This is a genomic window from Zeimonas sediminis (genome assembly GCF_023721795.1).
GTDB lineage: Bacteria > Pseudomonadota > Gammaproteobacteria > Burkholderiales > Burkholderiaceae_E > Zeimonas > Zeimonas sediminis.
The window spans coordinates 22,641-44,245 of record NZ_JAMQYE010000002.1 but is presented as its reverse complement, the minus strand read 5'-3'; the positions used below and the strand labels follow the sequence as shown (position 1 = coordinate 44,245).

General features: G+C 71.4%; 22 protein-coding genes. 21 read left to right on the top strand and 1 reads right to left on the bottom strand.

From position 1 onward, the window contains the following. Window positions 1–13 precede the first annotated feature (13 nt). The 6 genes from M6I34_RS15590 (at window position 14) to rlmD (ending at window position 5,542) form a co-directional block, all read left to right on the top strand. Entirely contained in the window at window positions 14–478 is a 465-nt protein-coding gene (locus tag M6I34_RS15590) for a CBS domain-containing protein (RefSeq protein ID WP_272486731.1), read from the top strand. A gap of 29 nt (window positions 479–507) precedes the next feature. Further along, window positions 508–1,257 (top strand): 5'/3'-nucleotidase SurE, encoded by a 750-nt coding sequence (surE, locus tag M6I34_RS15585; protein ID WP_272486730.1) that lies wholly within the window; start codon window positions 508–510, stop codon window positions 1,255–1,257. 61 nt (window positions 1,258–1,318) lie between these two features. Then, the gene (locus M6I34_RS15580; protein WP_272486729.1) at window positions 1,319–2,176 is read left to right on the top strand and encodes a protein-L-isoaspartate(D-aspartate) O-methyltransferase; all 858 of its coding nucleotides are present in this window, start codon (window positions 1,319–1,321) and stop codon (window positions 2,174–2,176) included. Between the two features lie 74 nt (window positions 2,177–2,250). Continuing rightward, window positions 2,251–3,216 carry a murein hydrolase activator EnvC family protein gene (locus M6I34_RS15575; protein WP_272486728.1) on the top strand — a complete coding sequence of 322 codons (966 nt, stop codon included), beginning with the start codon at window positions 2,251–2,253 and terminating at the stop codon, window positions 3,214–3,216. Window positions 3,217–3,223: 7 nt separating this feature from the next. Next, window positions 3,224–4,015, top strand: a complete 792-nt coding sequence (locus tag M6I34_RS15570) for a 3'-5' exonuclease (protein WP_272486727.1) — start codon at window positions 3,224–3,226, stop codon at window positions 4,013–4,015. Window positions 4,016–4,042: 27 nt separating this feature from the next. Then, window positions 4,043–5,542 carry a 23S rRNA (uracil(1939)-C(5))-methyltransferase RlmD gene (gene rlmD, locus M6I34_RS15565; RefSeq protein ID WP_272486726.1) on the top strand — a complete coding sequence of 500 codons (1,500 nt, stop codon included), beginning with the start codon at window positions 4,043–4,045 and terminating at the stop codon, window positions 5,540–5,542. A gap of 197 nt (window positions 5,543–5,739) precedes the next feature. Here the strand turns inward: rlmD and M6I34_RS15560 are convergent, their stop codons facing one another. Continuing rightward, window positions 5,740–6,450 carry a Bax inhibitor-1/YccA family protein gene (locus M6I34_RS15560; protein ID WP_272486725.1) on the bottom strand — a complete coding sequence of 237 codons (711 nt, stop codon included), beginning with the start codon at window positions 6,448–6,450 and terminating at the stop codon, window positions 5,740–5,742. Window positions 6,451–6,742: 292 nt separating this feature from the next. On the opposite strand from M6I34_RS15560, the gene ndk reads away from it, so the two are divergent. The 15 genes from ndk (at window position 6,743) to M6I34_RS15485 (ending at window position 21,601) form a co-directional block, all read left to right on the top strand. Beyond that, on the top strand, window positions 6,743–7,168 hold the full coding sequence (gene ndk, locus M6I34_RS15555) for a nucleoside-diphosphate kinase (RefSeq protein ID WP_272486724.1): 426 nt from the start codon (window positions 6,743–6,745) through the stop codon (window positions 7,166–7,168). A 23-nt stretch (window positions 7,169–7,191) separates the two neighbouring features. Next, a complete protein-coding gene (rlmN, locus tag M6I34_RS15550; protein ID WP_272486723.1) occupies window positions 7,192–8,418 on the top strand; it encodes a dual-specificity RNA methyltransferase RlmN in 1,227 nt (408 codons plus the stop codon). Then, complete coding sequence (gene pilW, locus M6I34_RS15545) at window positions 8,415–9,275, top strand: type IV pilus biogenesis/stability protein PilW (protein ID WP_272486722.1); 861 nt, start codon at window positions 8,415–8,417, stop codon at window positions 9,273–9,275. Before rlmN ends, pilW begins: the two co-directional genes overlap by 4 nt. Continuing rightward, a complete protein-coding gene (locus M6I34_RS15540; RefSeq protein ID WP_272486721.1) occupies window positions 9,272–10,408 on the top strand; it encodes a helix-turn-helix domain-containing protein in 1,137 nt (378 codons plus the stop codon). Before pilW ends, M6I34_RS15540 begins: the two co-directional genes overlap by 4 nt. Window positions 10,409–10,422: 14 nt before the next feature. Next, a complete protein-coding gene (ispG, locus tag M6I34_RS15535; RefSeq protein ID WP_418953561.1) occupies window positions 10,423–11,757 on the top strand; it encodes a flavodoxin-dependent (E)-4-hydroxy-3-methylbut-2-enyl-diphosphate synthase in 1,335 nt (444 codons plus the stop codon). Between the two features lie 45 nt (window positions 11,758–11,802). Next, a complete protein-coding gene (hisS, locus tag M6I34_RS15530; protein ID WP_272486720.1) occupies window positions 11,803–13,131 on the top strand; it encodes a histidine--tRNA ligase in 1,329 nt (442 codons plus the stop codon). Window positions 13,132–13,171: 40 nt separating this feature from the next. Next, a complete protein-coding gene (locus M6I34_RS15525) occupies window positions 13,172–13,810 on the top strand; it encodes a YfgM family protein (RefSeq protein WP_272486719.1) in 639 nt (212 codons plus the stop codon). Further along, window positions 13,807–14,940: an outer membrane protein assembly factor BamB gene (bamB, locus tag M6I34_RS15520; protein WP_272486718.1), complete on the top strand. Its 1,134-nt coding sequence runs from the start codon at window positions 13,807–13,809 to the stop codon at window positions 14,938–14,940. The genes M6I34_RS15525 and bamB overlap by 4 nt, the downstream gene beginning before the upstream one ends. Window positions 14,941–14,944: 4 nt before the next feature. Further along, window positions 14,945–16,366, top strand: coding sequence for a ribosome biogenesis GTPase Der (der, locus tag M6I34_RS15515; RefSeq protein WP_272486717.1), 1,422 nt, complete (start codon window positions 14,945–14,947; stop codon window positions 16,364–16,366). A gap of 119 nt (window positions 16,367–16,485) precedes the next feature. Beyond that, entirely contained in the window at window positions 16,486–16,722 is a 237-nt protein-coding gene (gene hfq, locus M6I34_RS15510; protein ID WP_272486716.1) for an RNA chaperone Hfq, read from the top strand. Next, on the top strand, window positions 16,719–17,882 hold the full coding sequence (gene hflX / locus M6I34_RS15505) for a GTPase HflX (protein ID WP_418953569.1): 1,164 nt from the start codon (window positions 16,719–16,721) through the stop codon (window positions 17,880–17,882). The genes hfq and hflX overlap by 4 nt, the downstream gene beginning before the upstream one ends. 63 nt (window positions 17,883–17,945) lie before the next feature. Continuing rightward, window positions 17,946–19,229 (top strand): FtsH protease activity modulator HflK, encoded by a 1,284-nt coding sequence (gene hflK, locus M6I34_RS15500; protein ID WP_272486715.1) that lies wholly within the window; start codon window positions 17,946–17,948, stop codon window positions 19,227–19,229. Between the two features lie 18 nt (window positions 19,230–19,247). Continuing rightward, window positions 19,248–20,123, top strand: a complete 876-nt coding sequence (gene hflC, locus M6I34_RS15495; RefSeq protein WP_272486714.1) for a protease modulator HflC — start codon at window positions 19,248–19,250, stop codon at window positions 20,121–20,123. A gap of 41 nt (window positions 20,124–20,164) precedes the next feature. Further along, complete coding sequence (locus M6I34_RS15490; protein WP_272486713.1) at window positions 20,165–20,341, top strand: DUF2065 domain-containing protein; 177 nt, start codon at window positions 20,165–20,167, stop codon at window positions 20,339–20,341. Window positions 20,342–20,377: 36 nt separating this feature from the next. Then, complete coding sequence (locus M6I34_RS15485) at window positions 20,378–21,601, top strand: ATP phosphoribosyltransferase regulatory subunit (RefSeq protein WP_272486712.1); 1,224 nt, start codon at window positions 20,378–20,380, stop codon at window positions 21,599–21,601. The last annotated feature ends 4 nt before the right edge of the window (window positions 21,602–21,605 follow it).

Sequence of the window (21,605 nt, the reverse complement as noted above, 5' to 3'; positions counted from 1 at the left end):
TCGGGGGAGCGCCATGCAGGTCAGCGAAGTTCTTCGAGTAAAGGGCAACACGCTGTTCACGGTCACGCCCGACACGATGCTGTCGGACTGTGTGGTCACGATGGCCGAGCACGACATCGGCTCGCTGGTCGTCATGGAGCGCGGCAAGCTGGCCGGCATGCTCACTTTCCGCGAGGTGCTGCAGGTGCTCGCCAGGCGCCAGCTCGAGCATCGCACGGGGCCGACGCCGCCGGTCGCCGAGATCGTCGTGCGCGACGTGATGAACCCCGAGCCCGAGGTGGCGGTGCCGGCCATGGAGGTCAACGAGCTGCGCCGGCTGATGCTCGAGCACCACCAGCGCTACGTGCCGGTGATGGACGGCGAGACCCTGCTCGGCGTGGTTTCCTTCCACGACGTGGCCAAGGCGGTGCTCGAAGAGCAGGGCTTCGAGAACCGGATGCTCAAGGCCTACATCCGCGACTGGCCGGCCGAAGGGTGAGCGGGCGGCGGATTCGATAGAATCCGTCCATGCGAATCCTGATCAGCAACGACGACGGTTATTTCTCGCCGGGCATCGAGGCGCTTGCCGCGGTCGCCCGGGAGTTCGGCGAGGTCACCGTCATCGCGCCCGAACGGGACCGCAGCGGCGCCTCGAATTCGCTGACCCTCGACCGGCCGCTGTCGGTCCGGGCGGCCGCCAACGGCTTCCTCTACGTGAACGGCACGCCGACCGACTGCGTGCACGTGGCGGTCACCGGCCTGCTCGAGCACAAGCCCGACCTGGTGCTCTCGGGCATCAACGACGGCGCGAACATGGGCGACGACACGATCTACTCCGGCACCGTCGCGGCCGCCACCGAGGGCTACCTGCTGGGCGTGCCGGCGATCGCGTTCTCGATCGCGAAGAAGGGCTACCGGCACCTCGACGTGGCCGCCGGCGTGGCGCGCGACGTGATCGCGCGCTGGGTCCGCGAGCCGCTGCCCGGCACGCTGCTCAACGTCAACATCCCTTCGTGCCCGGCCGACCGGCTGCAGGGCATGCGGGTGACGCGGCTCGGCAAGCGCCACATCGCAGAGCCGGTGATACGCGAGCGCAGTCCGCGCGGCGACACGATCTGGTGGATCGGCCCGGCGGGCGGCGCGCGCGAGGCCGGCCCCGGCACCGATTTCCACGCGGTCGAGAACGACTGGGTCTCGATCACCCCGCTCGACATCGACCTGACCGGCGTCAGGCAGTTGCCCGAGGTCGAGCGCTGGCTCGGCTCGCCCGCGGCGTGAGCCGGGGCGCACCGCGCAGCCGAAGCCGTCCGGGCACTTCCTTTCCCTTTCCTCCGCAGCCATGACCCGCAGACCGCCCTGGATGGCCACGCTGCCGCCGACCGTGGGCGGCGGCACACCTTCCCGCAGTCGCCCCGGCGGCGCGGCCGGCCAGCCCGGCACGACGCGGCCGGCCGCTCCGAGGCCCGACGCGGCGCCCGCGAACCGGGGCCCGGGCGGCGCGGCGCGCACGGTCGCGTCGCCGCTGCCGGCGCCGAGCGGGCTCGGCCTCGCGTCGGACCGGGCGCGCGCGAACATGGTCGACCTGCTGGCGCGCGCCGGCGTGCGCGACCCGCAGGTGCTCGACGCGTTGATGCAGGTGCCGCGCCACCAGTTCGTCGAGCCGGCGCTCGCCAGCCGGGCCTACGAGGACGTCGCGCTGCCGATCGGCCACGGCCAGACGATCTCGAAGCCGAGCACCGTCGCGCGGATGATCGAGCTGGCCTCGGCCCACCTGCCGCGGGCCCGCCGCGCTGCGGCAAAGGCGCTCGAGGTCGGCACCGGCTGCGGCTACCAGGCCGCGGTGATGGCCAGGGTCTACGGCGAGGTGGTGTCGATCGAGCGGGTCAGGGGGCTGCACGAGCAGGCACGCGCGAACCTTCGCAGCCTTCGGCTGCCGAACCTGCGACTGGCTTTCGGCGACGGCCACCAGGGTGTCGCGCAGGGCGCGCCCTACGACTCGATCGTGGTGGCCGCGGCCGGCGAGGCCGTGCCCGAGCCGCTGCTCCACCAGATGCGGGTGGGCGGGCGGCTGGTCGCCCCGGTCGCCAGCGGCGGCCGGCAGGCGCTGCACCTGGTCGAGCGCGTCTCCTCCGACGAATGGCAGCTCACCGTGCTCGATGCGGTACGATTCGTTCCGTTGCGCACCGGCACGACATGAGGCGGGCCTCGATCCGCCGCAGTTGGTGTTTCTCCTCCGTCAACCGAGTGCGCCGCTTGCGGCGCGTCACAGTCATGACGAAATCTCATGAGGGCGTCGGCGTCCGCATCGCGCTTGCGTCGAGCCAGTCATCCTCTTTCCGTCGGTCGTCTCCGGTCCTCGCGCCGGCGTCGCCGGTCGCTTCGGGCCTGCGCGGCGCGCTGATCGCCGCGGTCGCGGCAGCCGTGCTGGCGGGCTGCGCAAGCCCGCATCCGGCGCCCATCGTTCGCCGCGAACCGGTTCCCGCCACCAAGACGCCGGCGCCGCCGCCGGCCACGGTGGCGCCGGCACCAGCACCTGCACCCGCGCCGGCCGCGCAGGAGCCCGGGCCGATCGTCGAGCCGGTGCGCACCGAGCCGATCCGCTCCACCGCGATCCAGAGCCGTTCGCTGTCGGGCGCGCCGGGCAGCGAGGCGCGGCCGCTGTCGCCCACCGCCCCGCCGATCGCCGGCGGGCCGATCCGCACCGAGCCGAGCGCGGCCAAGCAGCCTTACTCCGAGGCGCTGCTCGCGAAGCTCAGGCAGTCGGCGCCGCCGCCCGGGCCGCAAGCGGCGGCGAAGCCCGAGCCGCTCAAGCCCGAACCGCTGAAGCCCGAGCCGGACAAGCCGGTGTCTTCGGCCGGCGCGCCCTCGGCGCAGGGTTTCATCTGGCCGGCCTCGGGGCCGGTCATCCAGCGCTTCGCAGAGCCGCGCAGCATGGGCGTGTCGATCGCCGGCAAGCCGGGCGACCCGGTGGTCGCGGCGGCCGACGGCCGCGTGATCTTCAGCGGCAAGGGGCCGCGCGGCTACGGCAACCTGCTGATCGTCAAGCACGACGCCAGCGACACGCTGTCGGTCTACGCGCACAACCGGGCGCTGCTGGTCAAGGAAGGCGCGAACGTGAAGCGCGGGCAGCGGATCGCCGAGATGGGCGACACCGACGCCGACCGCACCAAGCTGCACTTCGAGATCCGCAAGGGCGGCAAGCCGGTCGACCCGTCTGACTACCTGCCGTCGCGCTGAGCCGATCGTGACGCCCACGCTGGTCTTCGACATCGAGACGATCCCCGACGCGCAGGGGCTGCGAAGCGCCTGGGGCATCGACGCGTCGCTCTCCGACGCCGAGGTCGTCGAGATCGCGCTCGAGCGCCGGCGCGAGAAGACCGGCGGCAGCGACTTCCTGCCGCTGCACCTGCACCGGATCGTCGCGATCGCGTGCCTGATGCGCGACGCCCGCGGCTTCCACGTGAAGTGCCTGGGCACGCCCGAAGACCGCGAGGCGAAGCTGGTCCAGCAGTTCTTCTCGCTGATCGACCGCTTCACGCCGCAACTGGTCAGCTGGAACGGTGGCGGCTTCGACCTGCAGGTGCTGCACTACCGCGGGCTGGTGCACGGCGTGCAGGCGGCGCGCTACTGGGAGACCGGCGACGACGATCGCGACTTCAAGTGGAACAACTACCTGAGCCGCTATCACACGCGCCACCTCGACCTGATGGACATGCTGGCCCTGTACACGCCGCGCGCCAATGCGCCGCTCGACGAGCTCGCGAAGCTTTGCGGCTTCCCGGGCAAGCTCGGCATGGACGGTTCGCAGGTCTGGCCGGCCTTCCGCGAGGGGCGCATCGGCGAGATCCGCGACTACTGCGAGACCGACGTGGCCAACACCTGGCTGATGTTCGCGCGCTTCCAGCTGATGCGGGGCCTGCTCGCGCCGGATTCTTACGCGGCCGAGGTCGCCGCGCTGCGCGAGTCGCTCGGCGCGCTCGCCGACGGCGGGGCAGCCCACTGGCGCGAGTTCCTCGACGCGTGGCCGCAATCCTGAGCACGAAGTGAGCCCGCGGTGAGCAGCATGCCCGAGATCCGCGGCGCGATCGGCGAGCCGATCGTCGTCGACGTCGGTTCGCTCGACCTCGAGGCCAACGGCGTTGCGCACCACGAGGGCAAGGTCGTGTTCGTGCGTGGCGCGCTGCCCGGCGAGCGGGTGCGCGCGGCGATCGTGCGACGCAAGCCGCGCTTCGACGTCGCCCAGGCCTTCGAGGTCCTGCGCGAGTCGCACTCCCGGGTCGCGCCGCGCTGCCCGCACTTCGGCGTGTGCGGCGGGTGCTCGATGCAGCACCTGGAACCGCGCGCGCAGCTCGCGATCAAGCAGCGCGCGCTGGAGGACCAGCTCTGGCACATCGGCAGGGTGCGGCCCGGCACCGTGCTGCGACCGATCGCCGGCCCGGCCTGGGGCTATCGCTACCGGGCGCGACTGTCGGTGCGCAACGTGCCCAAGAAGGGCGGCGTGCTGGTCGGCTTCCACGAGAAGGGCTCGAGCTACGTCGCCGACATGCGCGAGTGCCACGTGCTGCCCGGGCGCATGTCGGACATGCTGCTGCCGCTGCGCGAGCTGGTCGGCTCGCTGAGCCTGCGCGAGCGGCTGCCGCAGATCGAGGTGGCGATCGGCGAATCGCCGCTCGACCGCGGAAGGGGTGCGGGGCCCGGAGGCGACCCCGACGCGGGGCCCGCGCCGGTCGCCACGACGCCCGGCCAGGGGGGCGACCTGCTGATCGCGCTGGTGCTGCGGGTGCTCGAGCCGCCTACCGACGAGGACCGCGCGAAGCTGCTCGCCTTCGCCGCGCGCGAGCGCGTCGAGCTGTGGCTGCAGCCCAAGGGGCCGGACTCGATCAGGCTGCTGTGCACCCGCGACGGCGCGCCGGCGGCCGGCGATGCGGCCTCGCAGCTCGGCTACCGGCTCGCCGAGTTCGGCGTCGACATGCCGTATCGGCCCACCGACTTCACCCAGGTCAATCACCGCATCAACGAGGTGCTGGTGTCGCGGGCGCTGCGCCTGCTCGATCCGCAACCCGGCGAGCGGATCGCCGACCTCTTCTGCGGGCTCGGCAACTTCACGCTGCCGCTGGCGCGGCGCGCGAGCGAGGTGATCGGCATCGAGGGCAGCCCCGTGCTGACCCGCCGCGCGCAGGAGAACGCGGCGGTGAACGGCCTGGCGGGGCGCACCGCCTTTCGCACCGCGAACCTCTTCGAGCTCACGGCCGAGGCCTGGTCCGCGCTCGGCCGATTCGACCGGGTGCTGATCGACCCGCCGCGCGAGGGCGCGCTCGAGGTCGCGAAGGTGCTGTCGGCCGACCCGGTCAAGCCGCGCCGGATCGTCTACGTGTCGTGCAACCCGGCCACGCTTGCCCGCGACGCCGCGATCCTGGTCCACCAGGGCGGCTTCGCGCTGAAGGCGGCCGGCGCGGTGAACATGTTCCCGCAGACCTCCCACGTGGAGTCGATCGCGGTGTTCGAGCCGGACCCGGAACCGCGTCAGCGTTGCAGCCCGGCAGAAGAGGAGCCGACGCAGTGAAGACCGGCGAGCGCAACGGCCTCGAGGGCAAGATTGCCGCCGTCACGCCCGGCGGCGGCGCGACCGCGCTGTTCAAGGCGTCCAGCGTGCCGCTTGGCGTGAAGGCCTAGGGAGGGAAGGGGGAAGGGAGAAAAAAGAAGGCCGCCCGAGGGCGGCCCTTGAATGCCGGGGCGCCTGGCTGGGCGCCCGCGGGCCGGTCAGTCGTCGTTGCCGCCGAAGATGCCGAGCATCATCAGCAGGTTGCTGAACACGTTGTACACGCTCAGGTAGATCGACAGCGTGGCGGTCACGTAGTTCGTCTCGCCGCCTTGCACGATGCGCTGCAGGTCCACCAGGATGAAGGCCGAGAAGATCAGGATGGCCAGGGCGGACACGGTCAGCGTGAGCGCGGGCATCTGCAGCCAGATGTTGGCGATCGCGGCGAAGAAGATCACCAGGAAGCCGACGAACAGCCACTTGCCCATGCCGGTGAAGTCGCGCTTTGACACGGTGGCCACCGTGGCCATGACCGCGAAGATGCCGGCCGTGCCGCCGAACGCGGTCATCACGAGACTGGCCCCGTTCGACATGCCCAGCACCGCGCCGACCAGGCGCGACAGCATCAGGCCCATGAAGAAGGTGAAGCCGAGCAGCAGCGCCACGCCGATGCCGCTGTTCTTGAACTTCTCGATCGCGAAGAAGAATCCGAAGGCTACGCCCAGGAACACCATCAGCCCGATGAAGGGGCTGCCGGCGAAGAAGCTGAAGCCAGCCTGGACGCCGACGTACGCGCCCAGCACGGTCGGGATCATCGACAGTGCGAGCAGCCCGTAGGTGTTGCGCAGGACGCGGTTGCGCGTGGCGGCGCCCAGCGCGCCGGTCGCGCCGCCGAAACCCGGCTCACGCAGTTGGTTTTGCTCGTATGCCATCAGGTGGTTCTCCTCGTGAAGGAATGGGACCGCTGTGGAAAAGGGACTTCTACGTGGGCTCGGTCGCGCCCGGAGCCGCATCCTTGCAGGCTCGGCGCGAATGTAGGGGCAAAGCCCCCGGGCTTCAAGCGATTCCCGGGCCGGGCAAGGGCTTGACCCGATCGGGAATCGCAGCGCCTATGTTAAACTGCTCGATTACGCAAATTCGTGAAAAGCTGTCGTAAACCACTCATTTTCAACACTTTTTCACGCCACTCCCATAACCTCTCTCCAAGTGACAACTGGATCAGCCATGGCCGTCGAACGTACCCTCTCGATCATCAAGCCCGATGCCGTCGCCAAGAACGTGATCGGACAGATCTACTCCCGCTTCGAGAACGCGGGTCTGAAGGTGATCGCGGCGCGCATGATGCACCTTTCGCGCGGCGAGGCCGAGGCCTTCTACGCCGTGCACAAGGAGCGCCCGTTCTTCAAGGACCTGGTCGACTTCATGGTGTCCGGCCCGGTGATGGTCCAGGTGCTCGAAGGCGAAGGCGCGATCCTGAAGAACCGCGACCTGATGGGCGCCACCGACCCGAAGAAGGCCGCGCCGGGCACGATCCGGGCCGACTTTGCCGACAGCATCGACGCCAATGCGGTGCACGGCTCCGACGCTGCCGAGACCGCGGCGGTCGAAATCGCCTTCTTCTTCCCGGCGATGAACATCCACTCGCGCTGAGCGAGGCGAGCGCCGGCCCCGGAATGCCCGAGTCGACCCAAAGCGTGCAGCCCAGCGATCCCGTTGCGCTCGAGGCGGGCGCGCCGCGCGCCGGCGCCGGTCCCGCGCAGCCGGCGACCGCGCGGCAGCCGGTCAACCTGCTCGGCCTCGATGCCGATGGGCTGGCGCAGCTGTGCGCGCAGTGGGGCCAGAAACCCTTCCGCGCCCGCCAGCTGATGCGCTGGGTGCACCAGCGCGGCGAGGCCGACTTCGACGCGATGACCGACCTCGCGAAGGACTTTCGCGAGCTGCTGCGGCAGCGGGCGGTCGTGCAGGCGCCGGCGGTCGTCAGTGACCACGTCTCGGCCGACGGCACCCGCAAGTGGCTGCTCGACGTCGGCGGCGGCAACGCGGTCGAGACCGTCTTCATCCCCGAGGCCGACCGCGGCACGCTGTGCGTGTCGACCCAGGCCGGCTGCGCGGTCAACTGCGTGTTCTGCTCCACCGGCAAGCAGGGCTTCTCGCGCAACCTCCATGCGCACGAGATCGTCGCCCAGCTGTGGCACGCGAACCGGGCGCTCGGCGCTTACGCCCGCGAGAAGGGCGTTGCCGAGGACCGGGTGGTCAGCAACGTGGTCTTCATGGGCATGGGCGAGCCGCTGCAGAACTACGCGGCAACGCTGGTCGCGCTGCGCATCATGCTCGACGACAACGCCTACGGGCTCTCGAAGCGCCGGGTCACAGTGTCCACCTCGGGTGTGGTGCCGATGATGGACCGGCTGCGGGAAGACTGCCCGGTCGCGCTGGCAGTCTCGCTGCACGCGCCGAACGACGCGCTGCGCGACGAACTGGTGCCGCTCAATCGCAAGTACCCGCTGGCCGAGCTGCTCGCGGCCTGCCGCCGCTACCTGGAAAAGGCGCCGCGCGACTTCATCACCTTCGAGTACGTGATGCTCGACGGCGTCAACGATTCCGACCGGCATGCCGAGGAGCTCGTGGCGCTGGTGCGCGACGTGCCCTGCAAGTTCAACCTGATCCCGTTCAATCCCTTCCCGGCATCCGGGCTGCGCAAGTCGCGGCCGGAGCGCATCAAGGCCTTCGCGCAGCGTCTGGTCGATGCCGGCATCGTCACCACGGTGCGCCGCACGCGCGGTGACGACATCGATGCCGCCTGCGGCCAGCTCGCGGGCGAGGTGCAGGACCGCACCAGGCTGCGGCAGCGGATGGACGCCCGCGGTCGGCCGGTGATCGCCGTGGCGGAGGCCCGATGACCGGCGCCGATCGTTTCTTCGCCCCCGGCAGCGGGATCGCGCAGCGGCTCGTCGCGCTGCTTGCCACGGTCCTCGTCGCGCTGCTCGCGGGGTGCGCCGCCGATGGGCGACCCGGCGCGGGCCAGGCCGAGTCCTCGCGCGACGGCTCGGTGGCAGTCGTGCCCGGATCGGGCGAGGAGAGCGACGCTCGCCGGCGGGCGCGCATCCGGGTCGAGCTCGCCGCCGGCTACTACCAGCAGCGCAACTACCAGGTCGCGCTCGACGAGATCGGCCAGGCGCTGCGCGCCGACCCCGAATATCCGGGCGCCTTCGGCATGCTGGGCCTGGTCTACATGGCGCTGAACGATCGCGAGCGGGCCGAGGAGAGCTTCCAGCGCGGGCTGCGCCTGGCGCCCAACGACGCGAACCTGAACAACAACTACGGCTGGTTCCTGTGCCAGACCGGTCGCGAGCGCGATTCGATCGCGCGCTTCGAGCAGGCGCTGCGCGACCCGCTCTACCAGACGCCGACGATGCCCCTGCACAACGCGGGCATCTGCGCGCTTCGCCTCGGCGACGAGAAGACCGCCGAGTCCTATTTCCTGAGGGCCTTCCAGGTCGACGCGACCAATCCGGTCGCGATGTTCAACCTCGGCCAGATCTACCTGAAGCGGGGCGATCTCGAGCGCGCCCGCTTTCACGCCCAGCGTCTCGTCAACACCTTCGAGCCGTCGGCGCAGACGCTGTGGCTCGCGTTGAAGGTCGAGCGGGCCCTCGGCAACCGCGACGCCGAGGCCAGCCTCGGCGCCCAGCTTCGGCGCCGGTTTCCCGATTCGCCGGAGGCCGGGCTCCTCGCGGCACGGAGATACAGCGAGTGACCGAGCAGATCGAGACCCAGGCGAGCGAACCCGCCGAGCAGCGCACGCAGGCGGTGTCCACCGTCGAGCAACTGGTCGCGGCCCGCCAGGCCGCGGGGCTGGGCGCGTCCGACGTCGCCTCGCGCCTCGGCATGGCCACCCGCCAGATCGAGGCGATCGAGCGCGGCGACTGGCCGGCGCTGCCGGGCCAGGCCTTCGTGCGCGCCGCGCTGCGCGCCTACGGCAAGGCGATCGCCGTCGACGTCGAGCCCCTGCTTTCGTCGCTCGGCCCGCAGGTCGCGGCGCCCGAGTTGAAGGCCTCGGCCTCGCTCGAGTCGCCGATGCCGCGTGGCGGCAGTTTCGGCTTCGGCGGCGGAGGCTCGGGCGGACGGCTGGCCTGGATCCTGCTGGGCGTCGCGGCAGTCATCGCGATCGTGTTCTACTTCGGCCCGGCCTTCGAGCTCGGCGAGCGACAGGCGGGGGGCGACACGGCCGGCCTCGCGGAATCGCAGTCGGCCGCGCCCTCGATCCAGCCGGCAGCGCCTTCGAACGGTGCCGCCGCTCCAGCGGCCGGGTCGGGCGGCGCACCCGCCGCAGGCACCGCCACGGGCGGCGCGGCTGCGGTCGCTCCGGCGGGCGCGACGGCAACGGGCCAGGCCCAGGAGAGCGGTGCCGGCGTTTCGCTCGCGCCGCTGGTTCCGCTGGCCCCGGCTTCGCCGCCCGGATCGCCCGCTGCGGCGTCGGGTGCCGCGGGCACCGGCGGCTCGGCGTCGGCCTCGGCGTCGGCCTCGGCAGCGGCCCCGAGCGCGGTATCGCCGGGCGCGGCCGCTTCGGCTGCTGCGGCCTCTTCATCGTCGGCGTCACCGTCCGCGGCGCCTGCCCAGGCCGCCGACGCGCCGGCCGCTGGCGCGTCGGGCACCGAGACCCTGCGCCTGCGCTTCGCGCGGGAGTCCTGGGTCGAGATCCGCGAGGCCGGCGGCAAGATCCTGCTCACCGGCCTGCAGCAGCCCGGCACCGAGCGCGAGCTCAGCGGGCGCAAGCCGCTGACGCTGGTGATCGGCAACGCCGAGCACGTCACGCTCGAGCGCGGCGGCAAGCCGGTCGACCTGGCGGCGCGGGCGCGGCAGGGCGTGGCCCGACTGACCCTCGACTGATTCCCCGCGCAACGATGAGCGATCCGACCGCACTGTCGCAGGCCGGCTGCCCGGCGGGCGCCGATCGGCCGATGCCGGTGGGCCCGGCGGCCCGCCGCGTTTCCCGCCAGACCGTCGTCCGCTGGGGCGCGCGCGAGGTCCGGATCGGCGGCGATGCGCCGGTCGTCGTGCAGTCGATGACCAACACCGACACCGCCGACCCGATCGCCACCGCCATCCAGGTCAAGGACCTCGCCCGGGCCGGGTCCGAGATCGTGCGGATCACGGTGAATTCGCCGGCCGCCGCGGCTGCGGTGGCCGCGGTCCGCGAGCAGCTCGACCGCATGGGGGTCGACGCGCCGCTGGTGGGCGACTTCCACTACAACGGCCACAAGCTGCTGGCCGACTTTCCCGACTGCGCGCAGGCGCTGTCGAAGTACCGGATCAACCCGGGCAACGTCGGGTCCGCCAGCAAGCGCGACGACAACTTCGCGCGGATGATCGAGATCGCCTGCCGCCACGGCAAGCCGGTGCGGATCGGCGTGAACTGGGGCAGCCTCGACCAGGGCCTGCTGGCCCGGCTGATGGACCGCAACGCCGCGCGCCCCGAGCCCTGGGACGCGCAGGCCGTCATGCGCGAGGCGCTCGTCACCTCGGCGATCGAGAGCGCCGAGCGGGCGGTCGAACTCGGCCTGCCGGCCGACGCGATCTGCCTGTCGGCCAAGGTGTCGAATGCGCAGGACCTGATCGCGGTGTACCGCTCGCTGGCCGCGCGCTGCGACTGGCCGCTTCACCTCGGCCTCACCGAGGCCGGCATGGGCAGCAAGGGCATCGTCGCTTCCACCGCCGCGATGGCGGTGCTGCTCCAGGAGGGCATCGGAGACACGATCAGGGTGTCGCTGACCCCGGAGCCGGGCGGCGACCGCACGAAGGAGGTCGTGGTCGCGCAGGAGATCCTGCAGTCGCTCGGCCTGCGCGCCTTCGCTCCCGTGGTGGTGGCCTGCCCGGGTTGCGGGCGCACCAGCAGCACCTTCTTCCAGGAGCTTGCCCAGAAGATCCAGGCCTACCTGCGCGAGCAGATGCCGGTGTGGCGGATCAGCCACCCTGGCGTCGAGTCGATGCAGGTCGCCGTCATGGGCTGCGTGGTCAACGGGCCGGGCGAGAGCAAGCACGCAAACATCGGCATTTCGCTGCCCGGCTCGGGCGAGGCGCCGGTGGCGCCGGTCTTCGTCGACGGCGAGCGCACCGTCACGCTGAAGGGCGAGCGCATCGCCGAGGAGTTTCAGGCGATCGTCGACGACTACGTGCGCCGCCGCTACGCGCCACGACCGTCAGCGCACGCCGGCGCCGCCGAGCAGGCGGACGCCTGAGCCCGCGCGGCGAACGGCCGGCGTCCAGAGAACCGAACGACAACGATGCACGACGACAATCCGAACCGCAGCGCGCCGACGAAGCTGAACGGCGTGCGCGGCATGAACGACATCCTGCCCGCCGACGAGCCGCTCTGGCGTGCGTTCGAGGAAGCGGTCGCCGATACGGTGCGCGCCTACGGCTACCGGCAGATCCGCACGCCGATCGTCGAGCACACGCGGCTGTTCGTGCGCGGAATCGGCGAGGTGACCGACATCGTCGAGAAGGAGATGTACTCCTTCACCGACCAGCTGAACGGAGAGGACCTGACCCTGCGCCCCGAGAACACGGCGGGCGTGGTGCGCGCGGCGATCGAGCACAACCTGCTCTACGACGGGCCGAAGCGGCTGTGGTACGCGGGGCCGATGTTCCGCCACGAGCGCCCGCAGAAGGGGCGCTACCGGCAGTTCCACCAGGTCGGCGCCGAGGCGCTCGGGCTGGCCGGGCCCGATGCCGACGCCGAGGTCATCCTGATGTGCCAGCGGCTCTGGGACCAGCTGGGGCTGTCCGGCGTCTCGCTCGAGATCAACTCGCTGGGCGCCTCGCACGAGCGGCGCGCCCATCGCGAGGCGCTGATCGCGCACTTCGAGGCCCGGCGCGACGAGCTCGACGCCGATGCCGCGCGCCGGCTGCACAGCAATCCGCTTCGCATCCTGGACACCAAGAACCCCGATATGCGCGGCATCGTCGAATCCGCGCCGAAGCTGATCGACTTCCTGGGCGCCGAGTCGCTCGCCCACTTCGACCGGCTGCAGGCGCTGCTGCGCGCGCAGAACCTGCCGTTCCGGATCAACCCGAGGCTGGTGCGCGGGCTCGACTACTACAACCTGACCGTGTTCGAGTGGGTCGCCGACCTCGGCGGCACGCAGCTCACGATCTGCGGCGGCGGCCGCTATGATCCGCTCGTCGAGATGCTCGGCGGCAAGCCCGCGCCGGCCTGCGGCTTCGCGATGGGGGTCGAGCGGGTGCTCGAGCTGATGCGCGCGCAGGGGGGCGAGCCGGCGCAGGCACAATGCGACGTCTACATCGTGCATCACGGCGATGCAACGCTCGAGGCCGCGATGCAGGCCGCCGAGCGGATCCGCGACACCGGCCTCGACGTATTGCTCCACTGCGGCGGCGGCAGCTTCAAGTCGCAGTTCCGCAGGGCCGACGCGAGCGGCGCGCAGTTCGCGCTGATCCTGGGCGTGGACGAGGTGGCGCGCGGCGAGGCCTCGATCAAGTGGCTGCGCGGCGAAGACGCCGGAAGCGGCGCCGGCAGGCAGTCCACGGTGCCGCTCGATCGCGTCGCCGAGGCGCTGGCCGACGCGATCTCCGGCGAGGCCTCGCACTGACCGGGCGCCGCGGCGCTCCAACCGCAAACCGATTCAAGACATGGCTTACGACCTCGAAGAACAGGAACAGCTGGAGAACCTGAAGGCGTTCTGGCACAAGTACGGGAATTTCATCCTGACCGTCGTGCTGGTCGTCGCGCTGTCCTGGGCGGGCTGGCGCGGCTGGCAGTGGTACCAGACGAACCAGTCGGCGCAGGCCTCGCAGGCCTACGACCAGCTGCGCGAGGCCGCCGGCGCGAAGGACGTCGGCAAGGTCCGCGAGGCGGCCGGCCGGATCTTCGCCGACTACGGCGGCACCGCCTGGGCGCAGATGGCGGCGCTGGTCGCGGCCGATGCCTACGTCGAGGCCGGCGATGCGAAGGCCGCCAAGGTCCCGCTGCAATGGGCGGTCGAGAACGCCCGCGACCCCGCCTTCCGCGACCAGGCCAGGCTCGGGCTGGCGGCGATCCTGCTCGACGAGAAGGCCTACGACGAGGCGCTGAAGCTGCTCGCAGCGCCGGCCGAGAAGAGCTACGCCGCGGCCTTCGCCGATCGACGCGGCGACCTGCTGGTGGCGCAGGGCAAGCCGGCCGAGGCCCGGGCCGCGTACCAGGAAGCGCTCGGCCTGCTGGGCAACGACAGCGCGCTGCGCCGGCTGGTCCAGATCAAGCTCGACGCGATCGGCGGAGGCTCGGCGTGATCACCGCCCGGCTTCGCCTGCTGGCGGCGGGCCTCGCCACCGCCGTCCTGGCCGCCGGCTGCGGCTTCTGGTCGTCGTCCAAGCCGAAGCTGCCCGAGTTGCCGCCGGTCAGCGGCGCGGCGAGCATGCGGACCGCATGGTCGTACCCGATCGGCGCCGGCGGGATCGGCTTCCAGCCGCTGGTGGTCGGGGACTCGGTCCTTGCCGCTTCTCGCGCAGGCGTCGTGGCGCGGCTCGACGCCGAGTCGGGGCGGGTCGCCTGGCGCGTCGAGCTCGGCAAGCCGCTGATTGCCGGGGTGGGCAGCGACGGCACGACCACGGTCGTCGCGGCGCGCGACGGATCGCTGATCGCGCTCGATCGCGACGGCGCTCAGCGCTGGAGCACCCAGGCCGGCGCCGAGATCGTCACCGTGCCCGCCGTCGGCCTCGGGCTGGCGATCGTGCGCGCCAGCGACAACCGGGTCTCGGCATTCGACCTGGAGACCGGCAAGCGCCGCTGGACCTTCGACCGGCAGTCGCCGGCCCTCGTGCTGCGGCAGACCGCGGCGATCGCGATGGACACCTCCAGCGCCTACGTCGGCCTGCCCGGCGGCCGGTTGGTCGCCCTGTCGCTGCAGAGCGGCGCCCAGCGCTGGGAGGCGGCGATCGGCCTGCCGCGCGGATCGAACGAGATCGAGCGGATCGCCGACGTCGTCGGCTCGCCGCTGATCAGCGGCGGCGAGGTCTGCGCTGCCGCCTGGCAGGGCCGCATCGCCTGTCTCGACACCTCGACCGGCCGCGCGGCCTGGGGACGGGATCTGGCCGCGGCGGCCGGCATCGACCTCGATTCGCGGCAGGTGGTGGCGGTCGATTCGGACGGCGTCCTGCACTCCGTTTCGCGCAGCGGCGCCAGCCTGTGGCGCCAGGACGCGCTGAAGCGCCGACAGCCTTCGGCGCCGCTGCTGGCCGCGTCCCAGGTGCTGGTCGGCGACTCGCTGGGAATGCTGCACCTGCTGTCTCGCGACGACGGCGCGCTGCTCGCCAGATCGTCGACCGACGGCAGCCCGATCGTCGGCGCGCCGGCTCGCTGGCGCAACCTGGCGATCGTGCAGACCAGCGGCGGCAGCCTGCAGGCCGTGGCGCTGGACTGAATCGATGGCCAGGCTTCCGGTCCTCGCGCTGGTCGGGCGCCCCAACGTCGGAAAGTCGACGCTGTTCAACCGGCTCACCCGCAGCCGCGCGGCGCTGGTCGCCGACGTGCCGGGGCTGACCCGCGACCGCCAGTACGGGCGAGGGCGCAGCGGCGAGCGCGCGTTCATCGTCATCGACAGCGGCGGGTTCGAGCCGGTCGCCAAGTCCGGGATCGCCGCCGAGATGGCCAGGCAGACGCGGCAGGCGGTGCTCGAGTCCGACACCGTCGTCTTCGTGGTCGATGGCCGCGAGGGCCTGACCGCGCACGACATGGAGATCGCGCGCGAGCTGCGCCGCACCGCCCAGCGCGTGTTCGTCGCGGTCAACAAGACCGAGGGCATGCCGCGCGCCCAGGTCGCCGCCGAGTTCCACGAGCTCGGGCTGGGCGATCCCTTGCCGATCTCCGCCGCCCACGGCGACGGGGTTCGCGACCTGGTCGAGATCGCGTTCGAGCACATGGGCGACGCGGGCATGCCCGAGCCGCAGCCCGAGGGCGAGGGCTTCGAGAGCGGCGAGGGCGGCGAGGGCGGCGAGACCGCGCCCGGGGCCGAGGGGGCGGCGGGGCCCGAAGAACCCCGACGGGTCCGGGTCGCGGTCGTCGGCCGCCCGAACGCCGGCAAGTCCACGCTGATCAACACGCTGCTCGGCGAGGAGCGGCTGATCGCCTTCGACCAGCCCGGCACGACCCGCGACTCGGTCGCGATCGAGTTCGAGCGCGGCGGCAAGCCCTACACGCTGATCGACACCGCGGGCCTGCGGCGCCGGGGCAAGGTCACCGACATGGTCGAGAAGTTCTCGGTCGTCAAGACGCTGCAGTCGATCGAGGACAGCAACGTCTGCGTGCTGCTGCTCGACGCGACCGAGCAGGTCTCGGACCAGGACGCCACGATCGCCAGCTACATCCTCGAGGCCGGCCGGGCGCTGGTCGTCGCGGTCAACAAGTGGGACCTGGCCGACGCCGAGACGCGCGAGCGCCTGCGCGGCGAGCTCGACCGCAAGCTCCACTTCCTGCGCTTCGCCAAGCTGTTGCACCTGTCCGCGCTGAAGGGCACCGGGATCGGCGCGCTGATGCGCGCGATCGACGAGGCCTACGCGGCGGCGACCGCGCGGCTGTCCACGCCGAAGCTCACCCGGGCACTGCAGGAGGCCGTCGATAAGCAGGCGCCGCCCAAGCGCGGGCCCTTCAGGCCCAAGATGCGCTACGCGCACCAGGGCGGCCGCAATCCCCCGATCATCGTGATCCACGGCAGCGGGCTCGACAACATCGGCGACACCTACCGCCGCTACCTGGAAGGCTGGTTTCGCGACCGCTTCAAGCTGCAGGGCACGCCGCTGCGGATCGAATTCCGCTCCTCGGCGAACCCGTACGTCGCCCAAGCGCGCTGAGCGCGGGCCCGCCGCGCCGCGGCCGCGGGCTTGCCACGCCGCCGTCGGATTTGCGTTAGAGTTGAAATCCGGGCGCCTGACCGCACCTTCCGACCACAAGACCTACAACCGGAGTCGCCATGAGCAACAAAGGGCAGCTACTACAAGACCCGTTCCTTAACCTCCTGCGCAAGGAGCATGTGCCGGTCTCCATCTACCTGGTCAACGGCATCAAGCTGCAAGGACAGATCGAGTCCTTCGACCAGTATGTGGTCCTGCTTCGCAACACCGTGACGCAGATGGTCTACAAGCACGCGATTTCCACCGTCGTGCCGGGCCGGCCCGTCAATTTCCAACAGGAAGCCCAGGAAAACTGAGCGCGAACGACAACCCCCCCCGCTGCCTGCTGGTCGGCGTCGCCTTCGGCGGCCGGCCCCGCAGCGAAGACAGCCTCGACGAGCTCGACGCGCTCGCGCGTTCCGCGGGCCTCGACCCGCAGTCCAGGATCATCGTCCGCCGGGCCCGCCCCGACGCGGCCCTCTGCATCGGCTCGGGCAAGGCCGACGAGATCGGCGCGATGCTCGCGGGCGGCGGCTTCGATCTCGTGCTGTTCGACCACGAGATCACGCCGGTCCAGCAGCGCAACCTGAACCAGCTCTGGAAGCTTCCGGTCATGGACCGGACCGAGCTGATCCTCGACATCTTCGCGCGGCGCGCGCGCAGCCACGAAGGCAAGCTGCAGGTGGAGCTCGCCCGGCTCGAGCACCTGCAGGCCCGGCTGGTGCGCGGCTGGACCCACCTCGAGCGCCAGCGCGGCGGCATCGGCGTGCGCGGCGGCCCCGGCGAGAAGCAGATCGAGCTCGACCGCCGGATGCTCGGCGACCGCGTTCGCCGCCTCCGCGGCCAGCTCGACCAGCTAAAGAAGCAGCGGCGGACCCGCCGCCGAGCGCGCGACCGCCGCCCGGCCTTCGCGATCTCGCTGGTCGGTTACACCAACGCCGGCAAGTCGACGCTGTTCAACCGGCTCACCAAGGCAGGCACCTACGCCGCCGACCAGCTGTTCGCCACGCTCGACACGCTGACCCGGAGGCTACGCCTGGCCTCCGGCGCCGAGGTCGTGCTCTCGGACACGGTCGGCTTCGTGCGCGACCTGCCGCACCAACTGGTCGAGGCCTTCACCGCCACGCTCGAGGAGACCGCCGAGGCCGACCTGCTGCTGCACGTGGTCGACGCGTCTGCCCCCGACCGCGACGAGCAGATCGCCGAGGTCGAGAGGGTGCTGGCCGAGATCGGCGCGGCGGACGTGCCGCGGCTCACCGTCATGAACAAGATCGACGCCGCCGGCCTGGAGCCGAGAGTCGCGCTGGACGCCTGTGGTAGCATCGACCGGTTGTGGGTCAGCGCCGTGTCCGGCGCCGGCATCGACGCGCTTCGCGACGCGATCGAGGCGCGGGTCGACGAGTGGCGCTCCCGCCGCTTCGCCGCGGCCGCCGGCGAGCAGGTCGAATCCTCCGCCCTCGAGGCGCGGGCAGGCTGACCGCCCGGCCGCCTCCCGATGCACCCCTCCCTTCACCCGATTCCCGAACCGCGACCCTGAACCATGTGGAAGTCAGTCCGCGCGATCTTTTCCCTCAACGACCCCGGCTGGGGCAGAAGCGGCGGCGGTGACCAGCAGCGTCCTCCGCAGCGTCCCGGCGGGCAGGGCGACGGCCCCCCCGATCTCGACGAGCTCTGGCGCGACTTCAATCGCCGGCTCAACGGCCTGTTCGGCAAGAAGGGCGGTGGCGGCCCGGGCGCGCCGCGCGGTGGCGGCGGCGGCGGCGAGGGGCCCTCAATGAAGGGCGCCGGTGCGGGGCTGGGCCTGCTCGCGGCCGTGGCCGTGCTGCTGTGGCTCGGCAGCGGCTTCTACATCGTCCAGGAAGGCCAGGCGTCCGCAGTGCTCAGGTTCGGCGAGTTCAAGCAACTGGTCGACCGCGCCGGCTTCACCTGGCGCATGCCCTATCCGATCGAGAGCCACGAGATCGTCAACACCCAGCAGCTGCGCACCGTCGAGGTCGGCTACCGCAATGCGGTGCGCAACAAGACGCTGCGCGAGTCGCTGATCCTGACCCTCGACCAGAGCATCGTCGACCTGCAGTTCACCGTCCAGTACCGGATCGGCAACGCGCGCGACTACCTGTTCAACAACGACCTCGGGCCGGTGCCCGAGGAGATCGTCCGGCAGGCGGCCGAGACCGCGATGCGCGAGATCGTCGGGCGCAAGGGTATCGACCAGGTGCTCTACGAAGAGAAGGAGCAGGTGGCGCTCGACGCGCGCGAGCAGATCCAGCTGATCCTCGATCGCTACAAGGTCGGCATCAGCGTGGTCGACGTCACGATCCAGCAGGCGCAGCCCCCGGAGCAGGTGCAGGCCGCCTTCGAGGACGCCAACAAGGCCGCGCAGGACCGCGAGAACCTGATCAACGAGGGCCAGGCCTACGCCAACGACGTGATCCCGCGCGCCCGCGGCACCGCGGCGCGGCTGCTCGAGGAAGCCGAGGGCTACCGGGCGAGGGTCGTCGCGGCCGCCGAGGGCGACGCCAGCCGCTTCAACGCGGTGCTGGTCGAGTACGCGAAGGCGCCGCAGGTCACCCGCGAGCGCATGTACATCGAGACGATGCAGCAGATCTTCGCCAACACCAGCAAGGTTCTGGTCGACACCAAGTCCTCGGGCAACCTGCTGTACCTGCCGCTCGACCGGCTGATGCAGCAGGGCGCGCCGGCAAGCGGCGGCCAGGCCGCCGCGCCGGGCGCGCCGGCCCCCCAGCCCGGAGGCGCCGCCCCCGCCCAGCAGCCGGCCACGCGCCTCGACGGCCTGCGCAGCCGCGAACGCGACACCCGCTGAGCGCCGGAGAACCCCGCCATGAACCGAATCGTCCCGATCGTCCTCGGCGCGCTGGTCGCGCTCACCATCCTGATGTCCTCCGTGTTCGTCGTCGACCAGCGGCAGTTCGCGGTCGTCTACGCGCTGGGCGAGATCCGTCACATCCACGACAAGCCGGGCCTGTACTTCAAGCTGCCGCCGCCGTTCCAGAACGTCGCCTACTTCGACAAGCGCATCCTGACGCTCGACACCTCCGACAGCGACCGCTTCATCACGTCCGAGAAGCTCAACGTGATGATCGACACCTTCATCAAGTGGCGCATCGTCGACCCGCGCGAGTTCATCCGCTCGGTGTCGGGCAGCGAGCAGGTCGCCGCCGACCGGATCTCGCGCAGCCTGCGCGATGCGCTGAACAACGAGGTGGCTCGCCGCACGGTGGCCGACGTCATCTCCAACGCTCGCAACGAGATCGTCGAGAACGTGCGGACCAAGGTCGATGCCGACTCCCGGCAGATCGGCGTCGAGATCGTCGACGTCCGCCTCAAGCGCGTCGATTTCGCCCCCGAGGTGCAGGAGCGGGTGTTCGCGCGGATGGAGTCCGAGCGCAAGCGGGTGGCCAACGAGCGCCGGGCCACCGGCGCGGCCGAGTCCGAGAAGATCCGGGCCGACGCCGACCGGCAGCGCGAGGTGATCCTGGCCGAGGCCTATCGCGACGCGCAGGGGATCAAGGGCAAGGGCGACGCCCAGGCCACGTCGATCTATGCGTCCGCCTTCGGCAAGAACCCGGAGTTCGCCGGCTTCTACCGCAGCCTCGAGGCGTATCGCGCGTCGTTCCGCAACCGGAACGACCTGCTGGTGGTCGATCCGTCGGCCGACTTCTTCCGATTTTTCGGCGAGTCCGGCGCGCGTCGCTGAGCGGCGCCGCGGCCGATTCGCTGCAGCAAGGGGCCGCCGGCGTGGATAAGCTGATCGCAGCCCTCGGGCTGATGCTGGTGCTCGAGGGCCTGCTGCCGATGATCGCGCCGGCCCGCTGGCGCGAGGCCTTCCTGCAGATCGCCAGGCTGCGCGACGGCCAGATCCGCTTCGTCGGGATGGGCTCGGCCCTGCTCGGCATCGCGCTGCTGCTGTTCTGACTTAAAATACGGGGTTTTGCCGACGGGAATCCCGCCATGCCTCGCTGGCTGCTGCCAGAGAACATCTCCGACGTCCTGCCTTCCGAGGCCCGTCGGATGGAAGAGCTGCGGCGCCGCCTGCTCGACCTGTACCGATCGTACGGCTACGAGCTGGTCGTGCCGCCGATGATCGAACACATCGATTCGCTGCTGACCGGCTCCGGTCGCGACCTCGGACTGCGCACCTTCCAGCTGGTCGACCAGCTGTCGGGGCGCACGCTGGGCGTGCGCGCGGACATCACGCCGCAGGTCGCCCGGATCGACGCGCACCTGCTCAACCGCAGCGGCGTGGCGCGGCTCTGCTACGCCGGCTCGGTGCTGCACACCCGGGCGGCGAGCCCCTTTGCCACCCGCGAGCCGATGCAGGTCGGCGCCGAGCTTTACGGCCACGCGGGCCTCGAGGCCGACCTCGAGGTGATCGAGCTGCTGGTGCGCTCGCTCGACGCCGCCGATTGCCGCAGGCTGCGGATCGATCTGTGCCACGTCGGCATCGTTCCGGCCCTGCTGTCGCTGCACGGACCGGTTCCGGGCCTCGACACCGAAGACCTCTACGCGCTGCTCCAGGGCAAGGACGTGCCAGGGCTTGCCGAGGCGCTCGAGCCGGCGCCGGCCGGGCTGCGCGATGCGCTGCTCGCGCTGCCGGGCCTGCACGGCCGGATCGCGATCGGCGGCAAGGAAGGCGCGACGCCGCCGGCCGGCGATGCCGGCCCGCTCGCCCGGGCGCGTCGGCTGCTGCCGCAGGTCGGGCCGGTCAGCGAGGCGCTCGATCGCCTGGAGCGGCTGGCCGCTTCGCCGATGTGGCGCCGCTGGCCGGGCGTGGAGGTCTCGATCGATCTCGCCGACCTGCGCGGCTACCGCTATCACAATGGCATCACCTTCGCCGCGTACGTCGAGGCCTTGCCGTTCGCGGTGGCGCGCGGCGGTCGTTACGACGACGCCGGGCGGGTGTTCGGCCGCGCGCGGCCGGCCACCGGCTTCTCGCTCGAGCTGCGGGCGCTTGCCGACCTGCAACCCGAGCAGCCGCCGGCGCGCGCGATCGCGGCCCCCTGGTCCGACGATCCGGCGCTCGCCGACGCGATCGCCGGGCTGCGGGCCGCGGGCGAGATCGTGATCCAGTCGCTGCCCGGCAGCGAGCGGGATCAGCAGGAATTCACATGCGACCGCGAGCTGGCGACCGACGATGCCGGCCGCTGGATCGTTCGCGCACTGACACAGGAATGAAGGC